The 22,836-nt window shown below is 64.4% G+C and carries 17 protein-coding genes; 3 read left to right on the top strand and 14 right to left on the bottom strand.

What is annotated here, in order from left to right; genetic code table 11:
* Positions 1–66 precede the first annotated feature (66 nt).
* The 4 genes from rplT to thrS all read right to left on the bottom strand — a co-directional run bounded on the left by rplT (position 67) and on the right by thrS (position 3,523).
* Complete coding sequence (gene rplT, locus PG878_RS08450) at positions 67–426, bottom strand: 50S ribosomal protein L20 (protein ID WP_010342859.1); 360 nt, start codon at positions 424–426, stop codon at positions 67–69.
* Between the two features lie 10 nt (positions 427–436).
* Positions 437–634: a 50S ribosomal protein L35 gene (gene rpmI, locus PG878_RS08445; RefSeq protein WP_010342861.1), complete on the bottom strand. Its 198-nt coding sequence runs from the start codon at positions 632–634 to the stop codon at positions 437–439.
* 396 nt (positions 635–1,030) lie between these two features.
* Complete coding sequence (gene infC / locus PG878_RS08440; protein ID WP_081613216.1) at positions 1,031–1,570, bottom strand: translation initiation factor IF-3; 540 nt, start codon at positions 1,568–1,570, stop codon at positions 1,031–1,033.
* Positions 1,571–1,618: 48 nt separating this feature from the next.
* The gene (gene thrS, locus PG878_RS08435; RefSeq protein ID WP_209031159.1) at positions 1,619–3,523 is read right to left on the bottom strand and encodes a threonine--tRNA ligase; all 1,905 of its coding nucleotides are present in this window, start codon (positions 3,521–3,523) and stop codon (positions 1,619–1,621) included.
* 331 nt (positions 3,524–3,854) lie between these two features.
* Here thrS and PG878_RS08430 point away from each other — a divergent pair, with 331 nt between their 5' ends.
* Positions 3,855–4,919, top strand: a complete 1,065-nt coding sequence (locus PG878_RS08430; RefSeq protein WP_209031158.1) for a LacI family DNA-binding transcriptional regulator — start codon at positions 3,855–3,857, stop codon at positions 4,917–4,919.
* Between the two features lie 133 nt (positions 4,920–5,052).
* Here the strand turns inward: PG878_RS08430 and PG878_RS08425 are convergent, their stop codons facing one another.
* Genes PG878_RS08425 through PG878_RS08415 form a run of 3 tightly spaced genes read right to left on the bottom strand, consistent with a single transcriptional unit; the run spans position 5,053 to position 10,417 of the window.
* A complete protein-coding gene (locus tag PG878_RS08425; protein WP_209031448.1) occupies positions 5,053–6,726 on the bottom strand; it encodes an alpha-amylase family glycosyl hydrolase in 1,674 nt (557 codons plus the stop codon).
* A gap of 8 nt (positions 6,727–6,734) precedes the next feature.
* Positions 6,735–8,219, bottom strand: a complete 1,485-nt coding sequence (locus PG878_RS08420; protein WP_209031157.1) for an MFS transporter — start codon at positions 8,217–8,219, stop codon at positions 6,735–6,737.
* On the bottom strand, positions 8,216–10,417 hold the full coding sequence (locus PG878_RS08415; protein WP_209031156.1) for an alpha-L-rhamnosidase-related protein: 2,202 nt from the start codon (positions 10,415–10,417) through the stop codon (positions 8,216–8,218). Before PG878_RS08415 ends, PG878_RS08420 begins: the two co-directional genes overlap by 4 nt.
* Positions 10,418–10,656: 239 nt before the next feature.
* Between PG878_RS08415 and PG878_RS08410 the strand changes: the two genes are divergently transcribed.
* Together PG878_RS08410 and PG878_RS08405 are read left to right on the top strand one after the other, a co-directional pair.
* The gene (locus tag PG878_RS08410) at positions 10,657–12,750 is read left to right on the top strand and encodes a glycoside hydrolase family 97 protein (RefSeq protein WP_209031155.1); all 2,094 of its coding nucleotides are present in this window, start codon (positions 10,657–10,659) and stop codon (positions 12,748–12,750) included.
* Between the two features lie 487 nt (positions 12,751–13,237).
* On the top strand, positions 13,238–16,000 hold the full coding sequence (locus PG878_RS08405) for a TonB-dependent receptor (protein WP_209031154.1): 2,763 nt from the start codon (positions 13,238–13,240) through the stop codon (positions 15,998–16,000).
* Between the two features lie 773 nt (positions 16,001–16,773).
* Here PG878_RS08405 and PG878_RS08400 read toward each other — a convergent pair.
* The 7 genes from PG878_RS08400 to PG878_RS08370 form a co-directional block, all read right to left on the bottom strand.
* Entirely contained in the window at positions 16,774–18,384 is a 1,611-nt protein-coding gene (locus tag PG878_RS08400) for an alpha-glucosidase (protein ID WP_209031153.1), read from the bottom strand.
* A gap of 225 nt (positions 18,385–18,609) precedes the next feature.
* A complete protein-coding gene (locus PG878_RS08395) occupies positions 18,610–18,945 on the bottom strand; it encodes a hypothetical protein (protein ID WP_209031152.1) in 336 nt (111 codons plus the stop codon).
* A 199-nt stretch (positions 18,946–19,144) separates the two neighbouring features.
* Positions 19,145–19,411 carry a DUF4189 domain-containing protein gene (locus PG878_RS08390; RefSeq protein ID WP_244672620.1) on the bottom strand — a complete coding sequence of 89 codons (267 nt, stop codon included), beginning with the start codon at positions 19,409–19,411 and terminating at the stop codon, positions 19,145–19,147.
* A 220-nt stretch (positions 19,412–19,631) separates the two neighbouring features.
* On the bottom strand, positions 19,632–20,177 hold the full coding sequence (locus tag PG878_RS08385; RefSeq protein WP_209031150.1) for a DUF4189 domain-containing protein: 546 nt from the start codon (positions 20,175–20,177) through the stop codon (positions 19,632–19,634).
* Between the two features lie 123 nt (positions 20,178–20,300).
* Complete coding sequence (locus PG878_RS08380) at positions 20,301–20,789, bottom strand: DUF4189 domain-containing protein (RefSeq protein ID WP_209031149.1); 489 nt, start codon at positions 20,787–20,789, stop codon at positions 20,301–20,303.
* 412 nt (positions 20,790–21,201) lie between these two features.
* Entirely contained in the window at positions 21,202–21,690 is a 489-nt protein-coding gene (locus tag PG878_RS08375; protein ID WP_209031148.1) for a DUF4189 domain-containing protein, read from the bottom strand.
* Positions 21,691–21,722: 32 nt separating this feature from the next.
* Positions 21,723–22,802: a TrbL/VirB6 family protein gene (locus PG878_RS08370; protein WP_209031147.1), complete on the bottom strand. Its 1,080-nt coding sequence runs from the start codon at positions 22,800–22,802 to the stop codon at positions 21,723–21,725.
* Positions 22,803–22,836 lie beyond the last annotated feature (34 nt).

The raw sequence follows: 22,836 nt of genomic DNA, 5'->3' as shown, positions 1-22,836 counted from the left end.
TACCTGCGATTGCTCCCGTCGAGACCCCGCACGCGGACGCGCGGGTTCCTGCGGGGATTCGCAAACTTATGCCGCCAGCGCGCCCTTCGCCTTCTCCGCCAGGGCGGCAAAGCCCTGCGCGTCGTGCACGGCGATGTCCGCCAGCACCTTGCGGTCGAGGGTGATGCCGGCCTTGAGCAGGCCGTTCATGAAGCGGCTGTAGCTCATGCCGTTGATGCGGGCCGCCGCATTGATGCGGGTGATCCACAGCGAACGGAAATTGCGCTTCTTCTGCTTGCGGCCGATGTAGGCGTACTGCTGCGCCTTGATCACCGCCTGCTTGGCGACGCGGAAGACCTTGCGACGGGCGTTGTAGTAGCCCTTGGCGAGGTTCAGAACTTTCTTGTGACGACGGCGCGCCTGGACGCCACGCTTGACTCGAGCCATGGTTCAGTCCTCAGAGGTAGGGAAGCATACGGTCCAGACGGCCTGCGTCCTCGGCACGGACGTGGTTCGTCTGCCGCAGGTTGCGCTTCCGCTTGGTCGCTTTCTTGGTGAGGATGTGGCTACGGTTGGCGTGGCCGGCCTTGTACTTGCCGGAGGCGGTCTTGCGGAAACGCTTGGCCGCCGCCCGGTTGGTCTTGATCTTGGGCATTGCAATGTCCTTGATGGTGTTTTGTCACTGGTCAGGGCGGTGGCTGCGCCACACTTTCCGTCCGTGCCCTTACCTGCTTGTAAGCCCTTGATCCACTGAGGATCCGGGCGGGTCCTATTGCCGCGCGAGCGGCAAACCCGATGAACTGGGCCGCGCATTATGCCAGGGCTTGGAATGCCTTGCAAATCATGCGGTTCGGGTGGACGCGCGCTGGCGCGCCGGGAATCGAGAATGGGGAATGGGGAATGGGGAATGGGGAATCGAAAACGGAGCGCACACGACGTGCCCAAGCAGCCTGCGCTGGGGCACAAAGCACCGTAACGACGATGCCGGCGGGTACGTGGGCGACCGGTTGGTCGCGCGCCCGCGCTGGGCGGGGCGCGATCCTGACCTGCGTCAGCGCTTCTTCGGCGCGATCATCATCACCATCTGCCGGCCTTCCAGGCGCGGGCGCGACTCGATGACGATGTCCTCGCCCAGATCGGCCTCGATCCGCGCGGCCATTTCGCGACCGAGCTCCTGATGGCTCATCTCGCGACCGCGGAAGCGGATATTGACCTTGACCTTGTCGCCTTCCTCGATGAAACGGCGCATGTTGCGCAGCTTGATCTGGTAATCGCCTTCGTCCGTGACCGGACGGAACTTGATTTCCTTGATCTCGACCTGCTTGGTCTTCTTCTTGGCTTCGTTGGCCTTTTTCTGCTGCTCGAACTTGAACTTGCCGAAGTCCATGATCTTGCAGACCGGCGGATCGGCCTGCGGCTGGATCTCGACCAGGTCGAGCCCGTCCTCTTCGGCCAGCGCCAGCGCTTCGTCGCGGGTCAACACGCCGACCATCTCGCCGTCCGCGCCGATCACGCGCACGCGCGGCACGCGGATCTCTTGGTTCTTGCGGTTCTGTTTGTTGTCAGGGGTACTGATGTTGCAATCTCCCAGGGGAATCGGACTGGCGCGGACGGAGGCTCCGTCCGCACCAGGGTGGTGTCACGCCAACTGCTCGGCGCGCAGCCGTTCGGCGAAGGCGGCGACCGACATGGTGCCCAGATCCTCCCCCGATCGCGTACGGACCGCAATCGCGCCGTTTTCCGTCTCGCGATCACCTGCGACCAACAGGTACGGCACCCGCTGCAGCGTGTGTTCGCGAATCTTATAACCGATTTTTTCGTTCCGCAAATCGGCCTCAATGCGGAAGCCTTGATTTGCAAGGAGTTTCCGCACGTTGTCTACATAGTCTGCCTGCGCGTCCGTGATGTTCATGACCACGGCCTGCACCGGCGCCAGCCAGGCCGGGAACATGCCGGCGTGGTGCTCGATCAGGATGCCGATGAAGCGCTCCATCGAACCGACGATGGCCCGGTGCAGCATCACCGGATGCTTCTTCTGGCTGTGCTCGTCCACATACTCGGCGCCGAGGCGGCCGGGCATCATGAAATCCACCTGCATGGTGCCGAGCTGCCAGGTGCGGCCGATCGCATCCTTCAGGTGGTACTCGATCTTCGGGCCGTAGAACGCGCCCTCGCCCGGCAGTTCCTGCCACTCCACCCCGCAGGCACCGAGCGCGGCGCGCAGCGCGGCCTCGGCCTTGTCCCAGGTAGCGTCGTCGCCGAGGCGCTTTTCCGGGCGCAAGGCGATCTTGATCTGGATGTCGTCGAAGCCGAAGTCGCCGTAGACCTTCAGCGCCTGCTGGTGGAAGGCGGTGACCTCGGCCTCGATCTGCTGCTCGGTGCAGAAGATGTGGCCGTCGTCCTGGGTGAAGCCGCGCACGCGCAGGATGCCGTGCAGCGCGCCGGACGGCTCGTTGCGGTGGCAGGCGCCGAACTCGCCGTAGCGGATCGGCAGGTCGCGGTAGCTGTGCAGGCCCTGGTTGAACACCTGCACGTGGCCGGGGCAGTTCATCGGCTTGACCGCGTAGGTGCGCTTCTCCGACTCGGTGAAGAACATGTTGTCCTGGTAGTTGTCCCAGTGGCCGGACTTCTGCCACAGCGACACGTCCAGGATCTGCGGGCAGCGCACCTCGCCATAGCCGCTGTCGCGGTAGACCTTGCGCATGTACTGCTCGACCACCTGCCAGATCGACCAGCCCTTCGGGTGCCAGAACACCAGGCCCGGGCCCTCTTCCTGCAGGTGGAACAGGTCCTGCTGCTTGCCGATCTTGCGGTGGTCGCGCTTGTCGGCCTCCTCCATGCGCAGGATGTAGGCCTCGAGCTGCTTCTTGTCGGCCCAGGCGGTGCCGTAGATGCGCTGCAGCTGTTCGTTCTTGGCGTCGCCGCGCCAGTAGGCGCCGGAGATGCGGGTCAGCTTGAAGGCCTTGAGGAAGCGCGTGTTCGGCACGTGCGGGCCGCGGCACATGTCCACGTATTCCTGGTGGTAGTACAGGCCCATCGCGGTGACGTCCTCGGGCATGTCCTCGATCAGACGCAGCTTGTAGTCCTCGCCGCGCTGCTGGAACAGCGCGATCACCTCGGCGCGCGGGGTGACCTTCTTGATCACGTCGTAGTCCTGCGCGATCAGCTCCTGCATGCGCTTCTCGATCGCCGCCAGGTCCTCGGGGGTGAACGGGCGCTCGCTGTAGATGTCGTAGTAGAAGCCCTCGGCGATGACCGGGCCGATCACCATCTTGACCTCGGGATACAGCTGCTTGACCGCGTGACCGACCAGGTGCGCGCAGGAGTGGCGGATGATCTCCACGCCCTCGGCGTCCTTGGCGGTGATCAGGCGCAGGCTTGCGTCGTGGTCGATGAGGTCGCAGGCGTCGACCAGGCGGCCGTCGACCTGGCCGGCGATGGTGGCCTTGGCCAGCCCGGGGCCGATGGACTGGGCCACGTCCATGGGGCTGACGGGGTGTTCGAATTCGCGGCGGCTGCCGTCGGGGAGCGTGATCGTGATCATGGGAGTCGGCGGAAAGGGAAACGGGAGGACGGCGTCGGCGCCACGTCGGCGGCAGGCCAGTCTGGGCGCGGGACAGAAAGAAGGCGCCACAAGGGCGCCTGCTCGGACAGCCTTGGTCGGGAACTCAAGCGAGGGCGGTGGTAGTGCTCATGTCGCACGCTCGGCCGGCGTCGCCGCGGGCCACCCATGTCCGGATCAGGTCGATAGATGAGGAATGGTAAACCAGCTTTTACCAAAATGGTAATTGCGGCCTTTTACCAAAACGGTCATTCCTGGTACGCACCCCAGGCCTTCGCTGCGCCGCAGCAAGAGCTACGACAGCCACCATGGCATGCTTCGCCGACGTTTTCTCCGCACCGGACGCACCGTCATCAAAGGCAAGGCCACATCGCTGGACATCGCCTATCTGGCAGGCGTATCGCAACCCACGGTCTCGCGCGCGCTGCGCGGCAGTCCGGCGGTCAACGAGCAGACCCGGCGCAAGATCCTGGCGATCGCGCGCGAACTGAACTACAAGGTCGACAAGCACGCCTCCAGCCTGCGCCTGCGCAATGCCGGCACCCTGGCGTTGCTGTTCTTCGAAGACCCGACCACCGACGACTCGCTGATCAACCCGTTCTTCCACTCGATGCTGGGGTCGATCACCCGCGCCTGCGCCCGCCACGGCTACGACCTGCTGGTGTCGTTCCAGCAGTTGTCGGACAACTGGCGCGCCGACTACGGCGACAGCCAGAAGGCCGACGGGCTGATCCTGCTCGGCTACGGCGACTACCTGCAGGCGCAGCAGCGGCTGCAGCACCTGGTCGACCAGGGCACGCATTTCGTGCGCTGGGGTGCGGTGCTGCCCGGGCAGCCGGGGGTGTCGATCGGCAGCGACAACTTCCAGGGCGGCCACGACATCACCGCGCACCTGCTGGCGCAGGGCCGCCGCCGCATCGCCTTCCTCGGCGACGCCTCCAACCATTACCCCGAGTTCCTGGAGCGTTACCGCGGCCATCTGCAGGCGCTGCGCGCGGCCGGCGCCGAGGCCACGCCGGCGCTGCAGGTCGATGCGATCACCACCGAGCAGTCCGGCTACGCCGCGGCGCTGGCCCTGCTCGGCCGCGGCGAGCGCTTCGATGCGCTGTTCGCCGCCAGCGACCTGATCGCCATCGGCGCGCTGAAGGCGCTGCGCGAGCATGGCCTGCGCGTGCCCGAGGACGTGGCCCTGGCCGGCTTCGACGATATCCCGGTGGCCGCCAGCGTCGACCCGGCGCTGTCCACGGTGCAGCAGGACACCAAGCTGGCCGGCGCGGTGCTGGTGGACACCCTGCTGGCGCAGATCGCCGGGCAACCGGTGAGCAGCCGCACCCTGCCGGTCACGCTCGCGCTGCGCGGCTCCTCGCTGCGCAGTTGACGCGGCCGGCCTGCGTCGCGGCAGCACAACCGCCTGTCGGCAGCCCGGGACCTCAGAGAACCGGCGCAGGCACACACGCTGCACGCCGAGTCCCCTAGCCCTGCGCGATTACGCGGCGCCTGCCGCGCCGCGCTCAGTGGGTCGGCGCCACCCCGTCCTTGGCCGCCATCAGCCAGCGCAGCCGCGCGCGCAGGTCCGGGCGCACGATCGGCGCATCGGACAGGAACACGCGCACCCCGTGTGCCGGCACCTCGGCGCGCAACGCATCGGTCACCTCGGTGGCGCTGCCGTCGAAGCCGTCGTGCCAGGTGCCGGGCTGCAGGTAGCGGCGCACCTCCAGCGTGCGCGGCGCGTCGCCCTTGTTCAGCAGCACCAGCGCGGTCTGGGTGCTGCCCGCATGCTGGAACACCCGGTAGAACACCGCCTCGTCGCCGGACAGCTGCAGGTTGAGCTGCAGGCCGCGCTGCAATGCCGGGCTGCGCTGGCGCAGCGTGGCGATGCGCCGCAGCGGCGCGAAGATCGGGCTGCTCGGCGCCGCGTTCACCCGCTCCTGGCCGAAGTAGTTGCGGTTGCCGGCGTGCTCGGCGCGACCGCGCATGAAGCCGGTCTCCGAGCCGTAGTAGATCACCGGGATGCCGCGCGCAGTGAACAGCCAGTTGTGCGCGTCGATGAAGCCGGCGTCGCTGGCATCCAGCCGCGCCATGTCGTGGTTGTCGTAGAAGGTCATCAACTCGTACGGATTGGCGTACGGGCCGCGCTCCAGGTACAGCGCCGGCTGCAGCGTCTCGTAACCGCGCTGGGCGTGGCCGAACGTCGCCGCCAGCGCCTGCTTGAGCGGGAAATCCAGCACGCTGACGCCGGCGTTGTCGGCCCAGGTGTGGCCGGCGATCTTGTGCGCGTTGTAGTCGAAGTCCTCGCCGAACATGAACATGCCCGGGCGCTGCGCGCGGATGCGGCGCACGAACTCATGCCAGAAGCTGTCCGGCATCCAGCCGATGGTGTCGATGCGGAACGCATCGGCGCCCTGCCCCAGCCATTGCGAGTAGGCGCCGACCAGGTACTCCATCACCGCCGGGTTGCGCTCGTTGAAATCGGACAGCTGCGCCAGATTGCCGCCGGTGTTGTAGAACGCGTGCAGCGGGTTGTGCACCGGGTCCAGCTTGGACGGCGGCAGGTTCTGGTGGTCGGCGATGAGCTTGCCGTCGCGGTCGAACACCTGACCGAACATCGGCTGCCGCTTGGGCATGGTCCACGCCGGCGAACCGTGGTTGCCGACGATGTCCAGCACCACCTTCAGCTGCTGCGCGTGCATGGCCTGGGTGAAGCCGGCGAAATCCAGACCGGGGCTCGGCAGATGTTCGTCGAGCTTGTAGAAGTTCACGCCCCAGTAGCCGTGGTAACCGGTCTTGCCGCGGTCGCTCAGCGAGCTGCCCCAGGTGATCGGCTTGCCGCCGGTGAAGGCCTCGTCCGGGTTGTCGACGATCGGCGTGATCCACACCGCGCCGAAGCCCAGGTCGCGGATGTAGCCGGCGTTGTCGACCACGCCCTTGAAGTCGCCGCCAAGGTAGCCGATGTTGTCGCTCTCGCCCGGCGGCGCCGGGATCGGGATGTCGAAGGTGCGATGCGCGCCGCCCTGGTCGCGATGATCGTTGCCCGGATCGCCGTTGACGAAGCGGTCGGTGACCACGAAGTACACCGCCTCGCTGGCGAACGGCTCCAGCGTGCCGTAGAACTCCTCCTGCGCCGGCGCCTGGGCCTGCGCCGACGCGGCGCAGGCGCCCAGCAGGGCCAGCGCCAACAGCGACATCCGATCGATCATGCGTTCGCTCCCGAATCCGACGGCACCCACAGCACGCACAGCGCCGCCACCAGCAGGCTGCCGCCGCCGATCGCCAGCGCGTACAGCGGCCGGCCGCCGAGCCAGTGCGTGAGCACGAAGCCCAACACGCTGACCGCGACCAACTGCGGGATCACGATGAAGAAATTGAAGATGCCCATGTACACGCCCATCTTCGCCGCCGGCACGCTGTCCGACAGCAAGGCGTAGGGCAGCGACAGGATCGACGCCCAGGCGAAGCCGACCCCGACCATCGACAGCAGCAGCCACTGCGGATCGCGGATCCACAGGAACGACAGCAGGCCGGCCGCCCCCAGGCACAGGTTGAGCAGATGGCTCACGCGCAGCCCGCAGGCGCGCACCAGCAGCGGAATGGCGATCGCGGCCAGTGCGGCGAAGCCGTTGTAGGCGGCGAACAGCACGCCGACCCAGTTGGCGCCCTCGTTGTAGGCGGCCGAGGTGACGTCCTGGGTGCCGTAGTGGGTCTGGGTGACCGCGGCGGTGGTGTTGATCCACATCGCGAACAACGCGAACCAGGAGAAGAACTGCACTCCGGCCAGGCGCCGCATCGCCCGCGGCATGGTCTGCAGATCGCAGACGATGGCCGCCAGCATGTGTCCGCGGCGCAGGCGCGGCGCCACGCCCTGCAGCACGCCGTAGCCGATGCACAGGCCGGCCAGCACGTACAGCATGCGGTCGCCGCGGCACCAGGCGATGGCCGCCGCGCCGGCAATGCCCACCGCGCACCACAGCGCAGCGGCGCCATCGACACGGCGCGGTTGCGCCGCCGTGGCGGCTGGCGTGGCGACGTCGAAGCCGTGCAGGTCTTCGGGCGGATACTCGCGGGTGCGCAGCACGGTCCAGCCGATGGACAGGAACAGCACCGCGCCGCCGAAATAGAACGCGTAGCGCACCGTCGCCGGCACCTCGCCGGCGGCGGCGGTGTTGCTGACGCCCCAGTGCGCCAGCAGCCACGGCAGCATGCTCGCCACCACCGCGCCGACGCCGATGAAGAAGCTCTGCATCGCATAGCCGGTGGCGCGCTGGCGCGTCGGCAACTGGTCGCCGACGAAGGCGCGGAACGGCTCCATCGAGATGTTGATCGAGGCGTCCAGCACCCACAGCGTCCCGGCCGCCACCCACAGCGTCGGCGAGTTCGGCATCACCAGCAAGGCCAGCGTGGTGAACAGCGCGCCGACCATGAAGTACGGCCGACGCCGACCGAAGCGGTTCCAGGTGCGGTCGGACAGGTAACCGACGATCGGCTGCACGATCAGGCCGGTCAGCGGTGCGGCGATCCACAGTCCCGGCACCTGCTCCATGTCCGCGCCGAGGGTCTGGAAGATGCGGCTGGCGTTGGCGTTCTGCAGCGCGAAGCCGAACTGGATGCCGAGGAAGCCGAAGCACATGTTCCAGATCTGCCAGAACGACAGCGCCGGCTTGGCGCGTGGCACGGCGCTCATGGGCGCTCCCCGATCGGGCCGGCCGGCGCGATCAGCAGCGCGGCGACATCGGCCGCATTGACCACGCCATCGGCGCCGCCCTGGCCACCGGTGTAGCGCGCGAAGTGCTGCAGTGCGCTCATGTTCGCCGCCGGCAGCAGCCGCACGACGCAACGTTGCCCGGCCTGCAGCGCGAACAGTGCCGCCGTGGAGGTCTGCTCGCCGACGCTGTGCGGCATCACCAGCGGTTGCGATTGCGCTGGCGCGGCGCCGCACTGCACCTGCAGGCGTTTGACCGCGGCGGTGACGCCGGTGTTGATCGGACCGTGCGCATTGACGTAGCGCAGGCTCAGCCGGTATTCGCCATCGTGCGGTGCCGTCCACGTCCACGTGTCGGCGCCCTCCACGCGCACCACATCGCCGACACAGACGGTAGGACTATGCAGCGACTCCCAACGCGCCCCGAGCCGGGTCAGGCTCAGGCACTGCACGCGCTCAGTCAGCGGCAGCAGGACGCCATCGGCACTCCCCTGACGTGCTTGCCCATCGATGTACAGCACCGTGTCCGCGGCCGCCTGCACACGCCAGCCTTGCGCCTCGCGCCGCGCCTGCGGTGCCGGCGGGGCCAGCGGTGCAAAGGCGTCATCGGCCGTCAGCATCTGCAGGGGCGCGCTGCCGGTGTGGCGCGCCACCAGGTCGATGGTGGTGACGCCGTTCTGGCTGTGCGTCTTGCCGGCGACCAGCAGGTCGCCCTGCAGCTGTGCCGGCCGCCGCAACACGATGCGCCGGTCCTTCAGCTGCAACGCGATCTCCTGGCGCTCGCCGAACAACAGCGGGACCAGGCTGGCCGGCAGCTTGGGCAGCACGCGGCCGTCGTCCTCCACGCCGAACACGCCCTCGATCACCATCGCCAGGTAGCCGGCCACCGACCACAGCTGCCGCGGCGAATTGACCACGGGACCGCTCAGTGAGCCGTCGTCGACATGCGCGGCCTGGCTCAGGAACTCGTAGTTCTCCATGTTCGAGCCGGCCAGCGCGGCGCCGCGCAACAGCGAGCGCACTTCCAGCGCGATGCGCGCGCTGTCGTCGGTCTGCCGCGCCGCGCGCAGCGCATAGGCGCTGACGAACGGCCAGATCGCCCGATTGTGGTAGATCGGCACCTCGCGCTGCTGCGGCCACACCACCGGGCTGCCCGCCTCCACCGCCGGATAGCGCGCCAGCGCCTGGCGTGCGCGCGCGGGCGGCAGCACGTCGGCCAGCACCGCCAGCGACAGGCCGAGCAGATCGTAGCGTTCGTAGCGCACCGGATGCTCGGCCGTGCCGATGTAGCCGACGTAGGTGCCGCGGTCCTCGCGCCAGAAACGCTGCGCGATCGCCTGGCGCAGCGCGTCGGCCCAGCCGGCATAGCGCGCGGCCGCCTGCGTGTCGCCCTGCTCCCGGGCCAGACGCTCGCCCAGGCGCAGCGCCTGGTAGTGCAGCACGTTGGTCGACAACGCGAAGGAGCTGGCGATGAAGCCGACGTCCTCGCGGGTCCAGGCCGGATAGGTCTGCTCGCGCCAGTCCAGGAACGACGTCTCGCCACGGTACAGGCCGAGGCGCGGATCGAACGCGAACGCGCGATCCTGCGCCAGCGTGGCAGTGAGCGCGGCGCGGGTATCGGCAGCGAAGCCCGGATCGTCCAGCAGGTGCCGCGCGGCCAGGAACCACACCACGCGGTCGCTGCTCACCGGCCAGCTGCCGCCAGAGCCGGTGTCCTGCGCCACGAACAGCCCCGGCAGCGCGTCGGTGCCGCGCATCGGCGACAGCTTGAAGCGCAGCGAGCGCCGCGTGCGCTCCGGATCCAGCCGCGCCAGGGCCAGGTCCGCGGCATAGCTGACATCGCGGGTCCACACATAGGGCCAGCGCTCGCCGGTCTGGTAGCAATCGCACGGCAACGGCTTGCCGTGATCGAACGCCGGATCGCGGATCGCCTGCACCTGGTCGTCGTGCAATTCCTGCTGCGCCAGCGCGAACAGCGCATCGAACAACGGACTGTCGGTCTCGCTGCGCAGTGGCTGTGCCGGCAGCGTGCGCGTGCCCTGCGCCGCGTGCAGCACGAAACCGCCATCGGCCGTGGCCTCGGCCTGCGCGGTCTGGCCACGCCATTGCAATGACGTCTGTCCAGCAGACGCCGATGCCGCGGCACCCAAGGTGGCGGCCAAGCAAATCATCTTCAGCATCGAAGCGGCAGACCGGCTCGCACCGATCGACCTCCCTCCCTCTTTGCCTGCATGGTGGAAGCACAGGCCGGCACGCCGGCGCTGCGGTCGCCGCCTCCGCATCGCGGGGCGCTGCGGACATGGTAGACGGGCGGCACCGCGACGCGTGCAGTTGCATACGTATTCATCGCGTGCGCCACGGCGGCCCCGGACCGCGTCGCTATAGTCGATGCGCTGCCACGGTCGCCCTGGGAGGGGATATGCCGCTGTTTGAGGTCTTGTCGCGCCTGGGTCTGCCGTCGTTGCTGACGAGCGTCTTGTGGTGCGTTGCGCCATGCCTGCATGCCGCGCCGCAGACGGTGGCCAGCGTGGACTCGCCGGGCAAGATCCTGCGCGTCTCCCTGCAGTTGGACGACGGCCGCCCCAGCTATCGCGTGCAGCGGCTGGGCGAGGCGGTGATCGGCGAATCGCGGCTGGGCTTCCAGCTGCGCGATGGCGCCCTGGATCGCGACCTGACGCTGCTGGACCAGCGCAGCCGCAGTGTCGACGACACCTGGGAACAACCCTGGGGCGAGCGCCGCTACGTGCGCAACCACTACAACGAGCTGCGCGTGGAACTGGGCGAGCGCGGCGGCCGCCAGCGCCGCTTCGCGGTGGTGTTCCGGGTCTACGACGACGGGCTCGGCTTCCGCTACAGCTTTCCGCAGCAGGCGGGGATGCAGGAGGCGGTGATCGACGAGGAGCTCACCGAGTTCGACATCGTCCCCGATGCGACCGCCTGGTGGATTCCCGCCGGCGCCCCCATCCACTACGAATACCTGTACCGGCGCACGCCGCTGCGCGAAGTGCCGCTGGCGCACACGCCGTTCACCCTGCGCAGCCAGGACGGCCTGCACCTGGCCATCCACGAGGCGGCCCTGGTCGACTACGCCGGCATGTGGCTGCGCCGCGGCGAAGGCCAGCGCCTGCATGCGCAACTGTCGCCGTCGGCGGAAGGCTGGAAGGTGCGCCGGTCCCTGCCCTTCGACACGCCGTGGCGCACGCTGCAGATCAGCGACACCGCCGGCGGCCTGGTCGATTCCAACCTGATCCTCAACCTCAACGAACCCAACGCACTGGGCGACGTGAGCTGGGTGCACCCGGCCAAGTACGTCGGCGTGTGGTGGTCGATGCACCTGAACCAGGAAACCTGGGCGCGCGGCCCCAGGCATGCCGCCACCACCGCCAATACCCGCCGCTACATCGACTTCGCCTCAGCGCATGGCTTTCGTGGCGTGCTGGTCGAAGGCTGGAACCCCGGCTGGGACGGCAACTGGGTCGGCAATGGAAACGACTTCGACTTCACCCGTGCCACCGCGGACTTCGACATCCAAGCCCTGAGTGCCTACGCGGCGAAGAAAGGCGTGCACCTGATCGGCCACCACGAGACCGGCTGCGCAGTGGAGCACTACGAAGACCAGCTCGATGCGGCGCTGGAGCTGTACGCACGGCTGGGCGTGGACACCTTCAAGACCGGCTACGTCTGCGACGATGGCCAGGTGGACCGGCGCAATCCCGCTGGCGGCCCGCTGAGGCGCGAATGGCACGACGGCCAGTTCATGGCCCGCCACCATCTCAAGGTGGTGCAGGAAGCGGCCAGGCGCCACCTGTCGGTCAATGCCCACGAACCGATCAAGGACACCGGCCTGCGCCGCACCTACCCGAACTGGCTCTCGCGCGAAGGTGCGCGCGGCATGGAGTACAACGCCTGGGGCGAGCCGCCGAACCCGCCGGAACACGAAGTGAACCTGGTGTTCACGCGGATGCTGGCCGGGCCGATGGACTACACCCCCGGCATCCTCAGCCTGAAGGGCCGCGGCGGCCGCGCGATTCCGAGCACGCTGGCGCGGCAACTGGCGCTGTACGTGACCCTGTACAGCCCGATCCAGATGGCGGCCGACCTGCCCGAGCACTACCTGCAGCACCGTGACGCCTTCCGCTTCATCGAAGACGTGGCAGTGGACTGGGACGACAGCCGTGTACTCGACGGCGAGATCGGCGAGTACGTGACCATCGTGCGCAAGGACCGCCGCAGCCGCGACTGGTTCCTCGGCAGCATCACCGACGAACACGGCCGCGTGCTGCCGATCGCGCTGGGCTTCCTCGAACCGGGCGTGCGCTATCGCGCCGAGATCTACCGCGACGGCGACGCTGCCGACTACCGGCACAATCCATTCGACTTCGTCCGCGAACAGCGCGAGGTCAGCAGCCGCGATCAGTTGCAGCTGAAGCTGGCGCCCGGCGGCGGCCAGGCGATCCGTTTCGTCCCGCTGGACCCGGCGTCGGCCTCGGCCGGCTCGGCCGCGTCGCACTGACGCGCTACGGCGTCGCCGCGCCGCCACGCCACCATGCCGCTGGTTCGGCGCCAGCGGCGCGCCCCGCGATGGATGCGCTCGGTGCCCGATCACTGCATCGAAGACAGCGCCACGGCGCAGGGCATCCGCCTGGGACGAGCCAGTGGCTGCGCCGGCTCGCGACAATGCCGCAGAGAACGCGCAGCCCTGTGCGGAACGACCTCATCCTGGCGAGCAGCACCGAGTGTGCGCGATGGACGCCCTCGGCGACACCCACGCAGATGTTCACCGCCGCATCGGCATAGCGCGGCATGCACGACATTGCGATCCTGAAAGCGCTTCCAATGCGATGCAGGCCAGTGAATACGTATGCAGCGGACGTTCGCGACGAAGCCGCGTGTCTACCATACAGCGCAATCGCGACACCGCCCTGCGGCTGCGCGACACGCACATCCGGCCGCCTCGCCGGTTCAGACATTCGCAAGACAACATTGCCTGGGAGGGGAAAATGTTGAACCACAAGCGCAACGCGCTGACGCTGGCGCTGGCCGTCGCGATGACGCCGATGCTGGCTGCGGCACAATCCGAGACCACCGCCACCACGTCCAACGATCCGGTCACCGAGCTGGACAAGGTCCAGGTGACCGGCATCCGCCGCGGCATCGAGAACGCCATCGCGATCAAGCAGGATTCGACGTCCATCGTCGAAGCGATCTCGGCCGAGGACATCGGCAAGCTGCCGGACGTGAGCATCGCCGAATCGCTCGGCCGCCTGCCCGGCCTGGCCGCGCAGCGCGTCGCCGGCCGCGCCCAGGTGATCAGCGTGCGCGGCCTGTCCCCCGACTTCGCCACCACCCTGCTCAACGGCCGCGAAGTGGTCAGCACCGGCGACAACCGCAGCGTCGAGTTCGACCAGTATCCGTCGGAACTGGTCAACGGCGTGACCGTGTACAAGACGCCCGACGCCGGCCTGGTCGGCCAGGGCCTGTCCGGCACCATCGACATGCAGACCGTGCGTCCGCTGAGCTTCCCGGACCGCGTGATCGCCGTCAGCGGCCGCCTGCAGAAGAGCTCGCTCGGCAAGGCCGCCGACGTCGACGCCTTCGGCAACCGCTTCAGCGCCAGCTACATCGACCAGTTCCTGGACAACACCCTGGGTTTCTCGATCGGCTATGCCCACAGCGACATGCCGATCCAGGAAAACCAGGTCGGCCTGTACGAGCCGTGGACAACCGAGAAGACCGACAAGGGCGAGCGCCGCGGTGTTCCGCAAGGCACCTTTTTTTCAGATGGCATCAAGGCTTTGCGCCGTACCGGCAACAACAAGCGCGATGGCGTGATGGCAACCGTGCAATTCCGGCCATCCAGCACCTGGACCAGTACGTTTGATGCGTTCCATACCGAAGCCGAACAGATCGATACCGCCAATCAGTTTGAGCTGAGTCTCAGCGGCAATGGCGAAGATCCAAACAACCCCGCGGCCATCCTCCCTTTGTTCACCAATGTCAGCCGTAACGCCGATGGAACTTTCACAGGGGGCACCATCAAAAACGCCTATCCACTCGTTCGTGGCATGTACAACAAGCGCAAGGACAAGATCGACGCGTTCGGCTGGAACAACGAGTTCAATCTGGGGAGCGTCAGGCTGATGGCGGATCTGAACTACTCCAAGGCCACCCGTGACGAGCTGAACCTTGAAAACAACCTGCAGCTGATCCCGCGGCCCCAGTTCGATTCGATCGGTATCACCCTCCATCCAAACGGCTTCTCGCAGATCACCCCCGGCCGCGACTACTCCGACCCGAACAACCTGTTCCTGACCAACACCATCTACGGCTCCGGCTACGGCAAGGTGCCGGAGGTCGAGGACCGGCTGAAGGGCGGCCGCCTGGCGGCGACGCTGCCGGCACCGCAGGCGCTGACCTGGTTCTCGGACATCGACGTGGGCGTCAACTACGCCGACCGGCGCAAGCAGAAGACCCAGGCCGAAGGCAACATCCTGCTCGGCGCACAGGGCGACACCAGCATCGCCAGCGATCTGCAGTACGACCCGGTCAACCTCGGCTTCGCCGGCATCGGCACCATCCCGGCCTGGAACGTGCCGGCGGCGGTCTCGCGCTACATGACCTTCAACCCGGTCACCAACCTGGATTACCTGATTCCGAAGTCGTGGACCGTGCAGGAGAAGATCACCACGGCCTGGCTCCGCGCCAACATCAACACCGACATCGGCGAGGTCGGCGTGCGCGGCAACATCGGCGTGCAGTTGCAGCACGCCGATCAGAGCTCGCAGTCCAGCTACTTCGACCAGTCCCGTCCGGCCGGCCAGAACGTGCTGCCGATCGACGCCGGCAAGACCTACAACGACTGGCTGCCGAGTCTCAACCTGGCCTTCCTGTTCCCGCACCAGCAAACCCTGCGCTTCGCCGCGGCCAAGCAGGTGGCGCGGCCGCGTGTGGACCAGATGCGCGCCGGCCTGGACTTCGGCGTGGACACCTCCACCGGCAAGCCCGGCGGCAGCGGCGGTAACCCGCTGCTCGACCCGTGGCGCGCCAATGCGCTGGACCTGTCGTACGAGAAGTATTTCGGCGAGAAGGCCTACGTCGCCGCGGCGGTGTTCTACAAGGACCTGAAGAGCTACATCTACACGCAATCGCGCGACGATTACGACTTCTCCGCCCTGCTCGCCAGCTACGTGCGCCCGCCCAACATGACCGTGCCTGTACAGACCACCGGCACCTTCTCCGCGCCGCAGAACGGCAAGGGCGGCACCCTGCGCGGCCTGGAGTTGACCGCCTCGCTGCCACTGGACATGTTCACCGACAGCCTGCGCGGCTTCGGCATCCAGGCCAGCGCCACGTTCAACGACAGCGACATCAAGATCGTCGACCCCGAAAGCGCCTCCAGCGTCGGCTCGGCGCCGATCGATCTCCCCGGCCTGTCCAAGCGCGTGTACAACTTCACCGCCTACTACGAGCGCAATGGCTTCGAGGCGCGTGTCAGCCAGCGGCGGCGCTCGGACTTCATCGGCGAGATCGGCAACTTCAACGGCAACCGCACGCTGCGCTACGTGGTCGGCGAGAACGTCACCGATGCCCAGGTGAGCTACACCTTCGCCGACGGCAGCACCCTGGCCGGGCTGAGCCTGCTGCTGCAAGCGAGCAACCTGACCAACTCGCCCTACCGCACCTACGCCGGCACCAAGGATCGCCCGCTGGAGTACGTCGAATGGGGACGCACCTACATGCTCGGCGTGAACTACAAGTTCTGAGCCCAGCGTAGAGCACGCAGACGACGCCCGCCGGCGCACACCCGGCGGGCGTTTTCTTTGGGCGATTGCGGGCTGCGGTATTGTCGAGCGCCGGGATGCCGAGCGGCGAAGCAGGAGCGCGATCGCATCGCAGTGGCGGTCTGCGTTGCGAAGCAGAGGGAAGATGCGAGGTTTGCAGGCACTCGTTGCTACGCTTCACGAAGGTGGGACAGCTCCATCCCCGCACCTCCGATCGGCAATCCGAATCACCGACGCTGGTCATCCTCCGGGCCATCGGCTCCGGAGAGCGGCGCTACGGCCGCCGATCAAGATGAGGTCAGCATCGCCGATGCATGGCTTGCAACCAGAAGGCGGCAAGTGTGCCGCTGGCGCTGCTGGAGGGAATCGCATTGACCTGGCGACGCGCGCGCTTGTCGATTCCCTGGCGATGTCCGACAGTGCGGCATACGTCCCTTGGCACGTCGTGGCAGTAGCGCCAGCGTCGGCAACGTGGCATGACGAGACCATTTACCGCGCGGGCCGGCAACGCAGGCTCTGGATTGACTCTCTGACCGCAGCCGGCCAACTGCCGCGATCTCGTGGCGAATCCGGTCCCCGCCAACGGATGGCGGCATGCCGGATGAGTGCGCTTCAATCGGGCGCAGACACCACGACCGCCTGCACGCTGCCCAATCCGGCGCAAGGCGTCGCCGGGTCGCCTCTTCACCCAACGGCATGCTTGTTGTGCCGCAGATGCGTCAATGGCGCCCCGGCAAAGCCGTCACCCTTCGCGCTCACGCGCCCTGCAGGCACACCATCGCATAGCCGGGCAAGCGCAAGCGCTCATTGACGGCGCCAGGCACCACACCCGGGACCTGCACCGTCTGCCAACGTCCCTCGGGCACGGCCACGTCGACGGCCTCGGCGGACAGGTTGAACGCCAGCAACAAGGTTTGCGTGGCGTGGCGACGCTCAAACATCAATACCGGCTCGGCCGTCTCGTGGAAGAGGATGTCGCCCTCGCGCAGCGCGGGATGGCGCTTGCGCCAGGCCAGGAACTGGCGGATCGCAAGCAGGACCGAATCCGGGTCTGCCTCCTGCGCCGCCACCGATTGCGCGCGATGCGCCGGCGCGACCGGCAGCCACGGCGTGCCAGTGCTGAAACCGGCGTGCTCGCCGGCATCCCATGGCAGCGGCGTCCGGCATCCGTCGCGGCCCTTGAAGTTCGGCCAGAACGCGATGCCATAGGGATCCTGCAGCGCCTCGAACGGCACCTCCGCCTCGCCCAGGCCCAGCTCTTCGCCCTGGTAGAGACACACCGAACCACGCAGCGAACACAGCATCGCGATCAGCAGCCGCGCGAAGGCCGGCGTCTCCGCGCCCTGCCCCCAGCGCGTCACCGCGCGCTGCACGTCATGATTGGAGATCGCCCAGCACGGCCAGCCTTCGGTCATCGCCGCTTCCAGGCGCGAGACCGTCTCGCGGATGTACGCGGCGCTGAAATCGTCGGTCAGCAGTTCGAAGCTGTAGCCCATGTGCAGGTGCCCGGCCCGGGTGTACTCGGCGGTGGTCGCCAGCGAATCCTCCGACGAGATTTCGCCCAGGCTCACCGTGTCCGGATAGCGATCGAGCAAGCTGCGCAGCTTCTGCAGGAACGGCAGGTTCTCCGCCTGGGTGTTGTTGTAGTAGTGGTATTGGAACGCGTATGGGTTGTCCGGGCTGAAGCCACGGCCGACGCGCTTTTCCGGCGGCTTGGGCGGGTTGTCGCGCAGTTGCGGATCGTGGAAGCAGAAATTGATCGCATCCAGCCGGAAGCCGTCGACGCCGCGCGCCAACCAGAACTCCACATTGTCCAGCGTCGCCTGCTGCACTTGCGGATTGTGGAAGTTCAGATCCGGCTGCGAGGCCAGGAAGTTGTGTAGATAGTACTGCCCACGGCGCGGCTCCCACTGCCACGCCACACCGCCGAAGATCGACAGCCAGTTGTTCGGCGGCGTCCCATCCTCGCGGGCGTCGGCCCACACGTACCAATCGGCCTTGGGATTGTCGCGGCTCTGCCGGCTCTCCTTGAACCAGTCGTGCTCCACCGAGGTATGGCTGAGCACCTGGTCGATCATCACCTTCAGGCCCAGCGCATGCGCCTTGGCCAGCAGCGCATCGAAGTCGGCCATGGTGCCGAACAGCGGATCGACCTCGCGGTAGTCGGCGATGTCGTAGCCGAAATCGGCCATCGGCGACTTGAAGAACGGCGAGATCCAGATCGCATCCACACCCAATGTCGCGATGTAGTCCAACTTGCGCACGATGCCCGGCAAATCGCCGATACCGTCGCCATTGGCGTCGAGGAAGCTACGCGGATAGATCTGATAGATGACGGCACCGCGCCACCATGGAGCCTGAGACATGCAACGCCCCCCTTCGGGCAGAGATCGCGCGTGCGACGGGCACGCGAAACGCTGCGTTAGAGTAGCGTTGATGCAGGAATCTCAGTGGTGCTTGCATACGTATTCAACACTGCGCCGCCACCGGTCTCAATCGCCAGTTTTGGCGACCGGATCGTGTGGACATCCCTGGTCGCCGACAGCCAACTCAGTTCAACCGAGAAAAACACCTCACCAAGCATGCCTTGCTCAGTGCTCCGTTGGCGACATATTTGCAGGCTTCTTCCCCGTCCAGCCACCGGACTTCAATGCAAGCGGACAGACGCGCTGATACTGCCCGAGCGAATCGTAGTCCTGCGGCGTCCAAGGCTTTCCGTACGGATCGACGGGCTGACAGTAGGGCATCGTCATGTAGGCGCCCGTGGTGTAAGGAGGCAGCGGCACCCAACACTTGCCCGGATCCTTCTGGCCCTCGGTACAGAACACGAACGGATCGTCGTTCCGATAGCGAAGATGTTCCTGGGAGGATTGCGCCGTCGCACTCCACGCAGTGGAACACAGTATCACCAGCAGCAACTTTTTCATGGACTTGCTCCCTTCAAATATTTCTTTCCGATACTCGTCGTCTTTGACGACGACGCGACCCATCAAATCTACCGAAACCGAATCCACCGAAACCGAATTGTCTTTACCTTTGTTGATCGTCTCGAGTGCAATTCTGCAGCCATTACAGCTTTGCGTACACCCCTAAAAGACCAGTGAAAAGTTCAGGACCTCTAAAAAACTAGAACTTCTTAAAAACAGGCTCTGAACATCCACTATAGATCACAGAGCATCCAGAGCCGCCATTTTTCTTACATATACCCACAGCCGCAGATTTCGCTTTTGCCAAATCCGCCCTACCCGCAATTCCTCCCTGAGTTGCACCGCTACTTGGCGATGAGATGGCAACACACTGATTTCGATAAGTGAAGGTTACAGTGCATTCTTTGTAACCAGCGACCCTACACTGATCCAGTGCGTCGTCTTCTGCCTGCTCTTTCGATAGCATTCTGGACGATGCCCAAGCCTCCTGCGTGCTATCGGCATTGACAATAGCTCCCCACGCTTTAATCCATTCCCCTGTTGGCCCAGGTGGGGGGCCAGACATCTCATCATCAGGCAAGCACTGTGCACTTCCGGCCTGAGCACCAACAGGACAACGCGTTTGCGAGCTGGCGACGCATGCGCACCCCAGGAGCAAAAAAGCCGACAAGATGCGCAAAATCATTCTAATACTTTCTAAAAACAGGATCCGTACACTCGTTCACCTTAATTTTGCACTGGTGCCCGACCATCTCTTTCTCACAATCAACGACCGCCAACTTCACTGCCTCATCAATAGTCTTCCCTGTACGAAAAAAGCCACCCGCACTACCCACCGGGTATGCCAGAGCAACGCATTGATTGTAGTAGACGAAGTTAACCTTACATTGACCGGCACCCGTCGCTCTACAGTTCTGGAGAGCGACATTTTCAGCATCCGCCTTGGACAATTGCCCTGAACTTACCCCACCCTCCCCATTTGGGGCGCTAGCAATACCACCCCACGTTTTAATCCATTCCCCTGTAGGACGAGCAGATGAGGAGCTTTCTTCGTCAGGGAGACACTGAACGCTTCCCGCTTGCGCTCCAACCGGACAACGTGTTTGTGCAAACAGAGTTACTGGAAGAAAAGCTCCGACAAAAAATATAACTAGGCTGCGCATCGAAATACCATACATTTCGACCCTATGAGGCCTGGAAACATCAATTTCAAAATCGAAGATTTTTCTCATGCCCCCGCCTACCATGTCGCGATCTAGATCACCCGCACCAACTAGTCGCCTTCTGTTGGTTACTCTACTAAGCTGGAGCGTCTAAAGCACAGCCAAAAACTTTCTTGCCATCACAACCAGACATCAAAACTTCCTGAAGAATGGCTCAGTGCAGTCGGAAAACTTCACTTCACACTGCCGCCCTCCTCTCTGCTGGCAATCAGCAGATGCAGCACTTTTTGCTATAGGCTCGTTCTTCGCCTTGGAAATTGATAGTCCCATCTTATCAGGCGAACCGACGACCGCCACGCATTGATTAAAATAAGTCGAATCAATATGACAGTCGGGAGCACCGGTAGCTTGACATCTACCTAAAGCATCACTAACGGCATCATCCTTGGAAAATTTTCCTTTAGATGTCCATGCTCCATGTGCCGTATTTGAGCTGACCAGTGCACCCCAAGTTTTAATCCATTCACCAGTAGGGCGTGGAGGCGCATCACCCGCATCATCTGGAAGACATTGCGCACTCCCAGCCTGCGCTCCCAATGGGCAACGGGTCTGGCCAAACGCGCCCAAAGAAACGAAAAAAAATGTCAAAAATGAGATGGATCTAAATATACCCTCACTCATAAATCAACCTTTTCCCGTAGGCACTACCACTCCCAGTTTGCAATTAACTCTCGCTTTCGGCGCCGTCAGTCTTGATCGTACGATCATCCTGAACTGCCTAACAAAAATAGACCTCAGCAAGACTAGAGTTTACCAAAGCAGGCTCTATACAATCGCTGCAAATCACGCAACATCCAAGGCCACCATTTTCCTTACACATATCCAAGCTACCGCTTTTGCCTTTTCCAGACTGCACTACCGCTCCGCACCACCTGAGTCACATCATTATCCGCGATGCAACAGCCAAGCGCCGCTTCCAAAATATGAAATTTACAGCACATCTTTACAACCATTAGACTTTAGCCTAGTCCAGCGCATCACTAGAAATGAGAAGCGACGCAAATCAAAAAATCATCAAGCAATGCATAAATAATTAATATTTCTTAAACACCGGCCTAGAACATTCAGATATCGCAACTTTACATTCAGCTTTCGCGGATGCCTCGCACCTTGATTTAGCCAAGTCAACCGCCTCTTTAACCGTCGCTGCGCTGTAAAATATGCCGCCATTGCCACCAGGTGGATACACTAAAGCAACACACTGATTGTAATACACAAACTCGACAGTGCAGTTTTTCACACCAGCATTTTGACAATTCTGTAAGGCAACGCTCTGGGCTTCGTCTTTTGAAAAGCGACCTGAACTAACTCCACCATTTCCACTTGGCGAGGTCGCAATGGCACCCCATGTCTTAATCCATTCGCCCGAAGGGCGTGAGGGTGCGGAAGCCTCATCGTCAGGAAGACATTGAGCGCTTCCTGCCTGCGCTCCTACAGGACAACGTGTCTGTGCGAATGCAGTGCCACCGAAATTCAAAAGAAGAAAAAAACCAGCAGCCAACCCGATTTTCTTGGAATTCATATCACGATCTCCCCTCAGCCTAGTTGGAGATCCTAGGCGTTAGGCTTATTTGCTTGGCCTAACCAGCCCGGTTGCTGACTAGGTGAAGACGTTTGTGCACCAGAAAAAGTACCACCCGTGTTATTCCTAGCCACCTCTTGGTTTTGTGTGGCGCTGCTTACAGGCGGCTGCGGCGTATAGGGCCTACCACTAGCCGGATCTCGCCCAAGCTGCCCGAACGCCGAATAGGCACTGAACTGGCCCAGGGTGCCCTGGAAGAACGAAGCTGCCATCGGGGGTGCCGTGATGATCAAGGTGCTCAGTACCAAGCCGATTCCGCCCTGCTGCAACGACATGCTTGTCACGCCCTCGCCGGAGCCATTTGACGCTGCCCAAGCCGCGATGAAGCCGGATGCCACCGCCGTCGTCACCTTTGTCGCGAGGGCGACGGTAAATGTCAGGACAGACAACGAGAACACCGTTCCGATCCCGTACAAGAGCCACCTCTGGAACAAGGATTTTGTGGCATCGAATAGCAGACACAGGATGAACAACGGCCCAAAACCAACGAACAACGCCATCGCCAACTTGTTCAACAGGAGCAACGACCCACCGACGATCGCCGGGCCCGCCATGCCGATGCCAGTGAACATCCGCGCACGATCCTTCTCGCTCTGGCGCTCCGGATCGCCGGCCGTATTGATCTGGTCGATGACCGTCATGCCCACCTGCATGAGCGCCAAGTTCCTGTCGATCTCCTTGTAGGGACTATCCGAGCTGCCGGTGACTGTCTTCACGATAGCGCTGCTCAATCCATCGGTGAGCCGCCAATAGAGGCTATTCGTGTCACCTTCGGGGTTGCTCGCAGACACCATGCTCATTGCCGCAATCACGATCAGTGACGAACGCAGCGAGGTCACCACCAGATCCATCGCGAACTCGCGCGACTGGCCAGTGGCCACACGGTAGCCCTTGTAGAGCACCCACAGTGTCAGCGCGCTCATCGCCGTCACGGAGACCCACCAGGACATACGCAGCAACAGCGACCACTGGAAGTAATCGATCTCGTCGCGCAGGAATGCGTTGATGCGGGTAAATACTACATAGTTACCCAAATCCGTTAAAAAATTCATGAAAACTCCATCGCGCGGGCATCCGCATCATCAA

Source organism: Xanthomonas hawaiiensis, assembly GCF_031834635.1.
Lineage (GTDB): Bacteria > Pseudomonadota > Gammaproteobacteria > Xanthomonadales > Xanthomonadaceae > Xanthomonas_A > Xanthomonas_A sacchari.
Note: the sequence above shows the minus strand (reverse complement) of the source record. Positions and strands in the feature narration are given on the sequence as shown.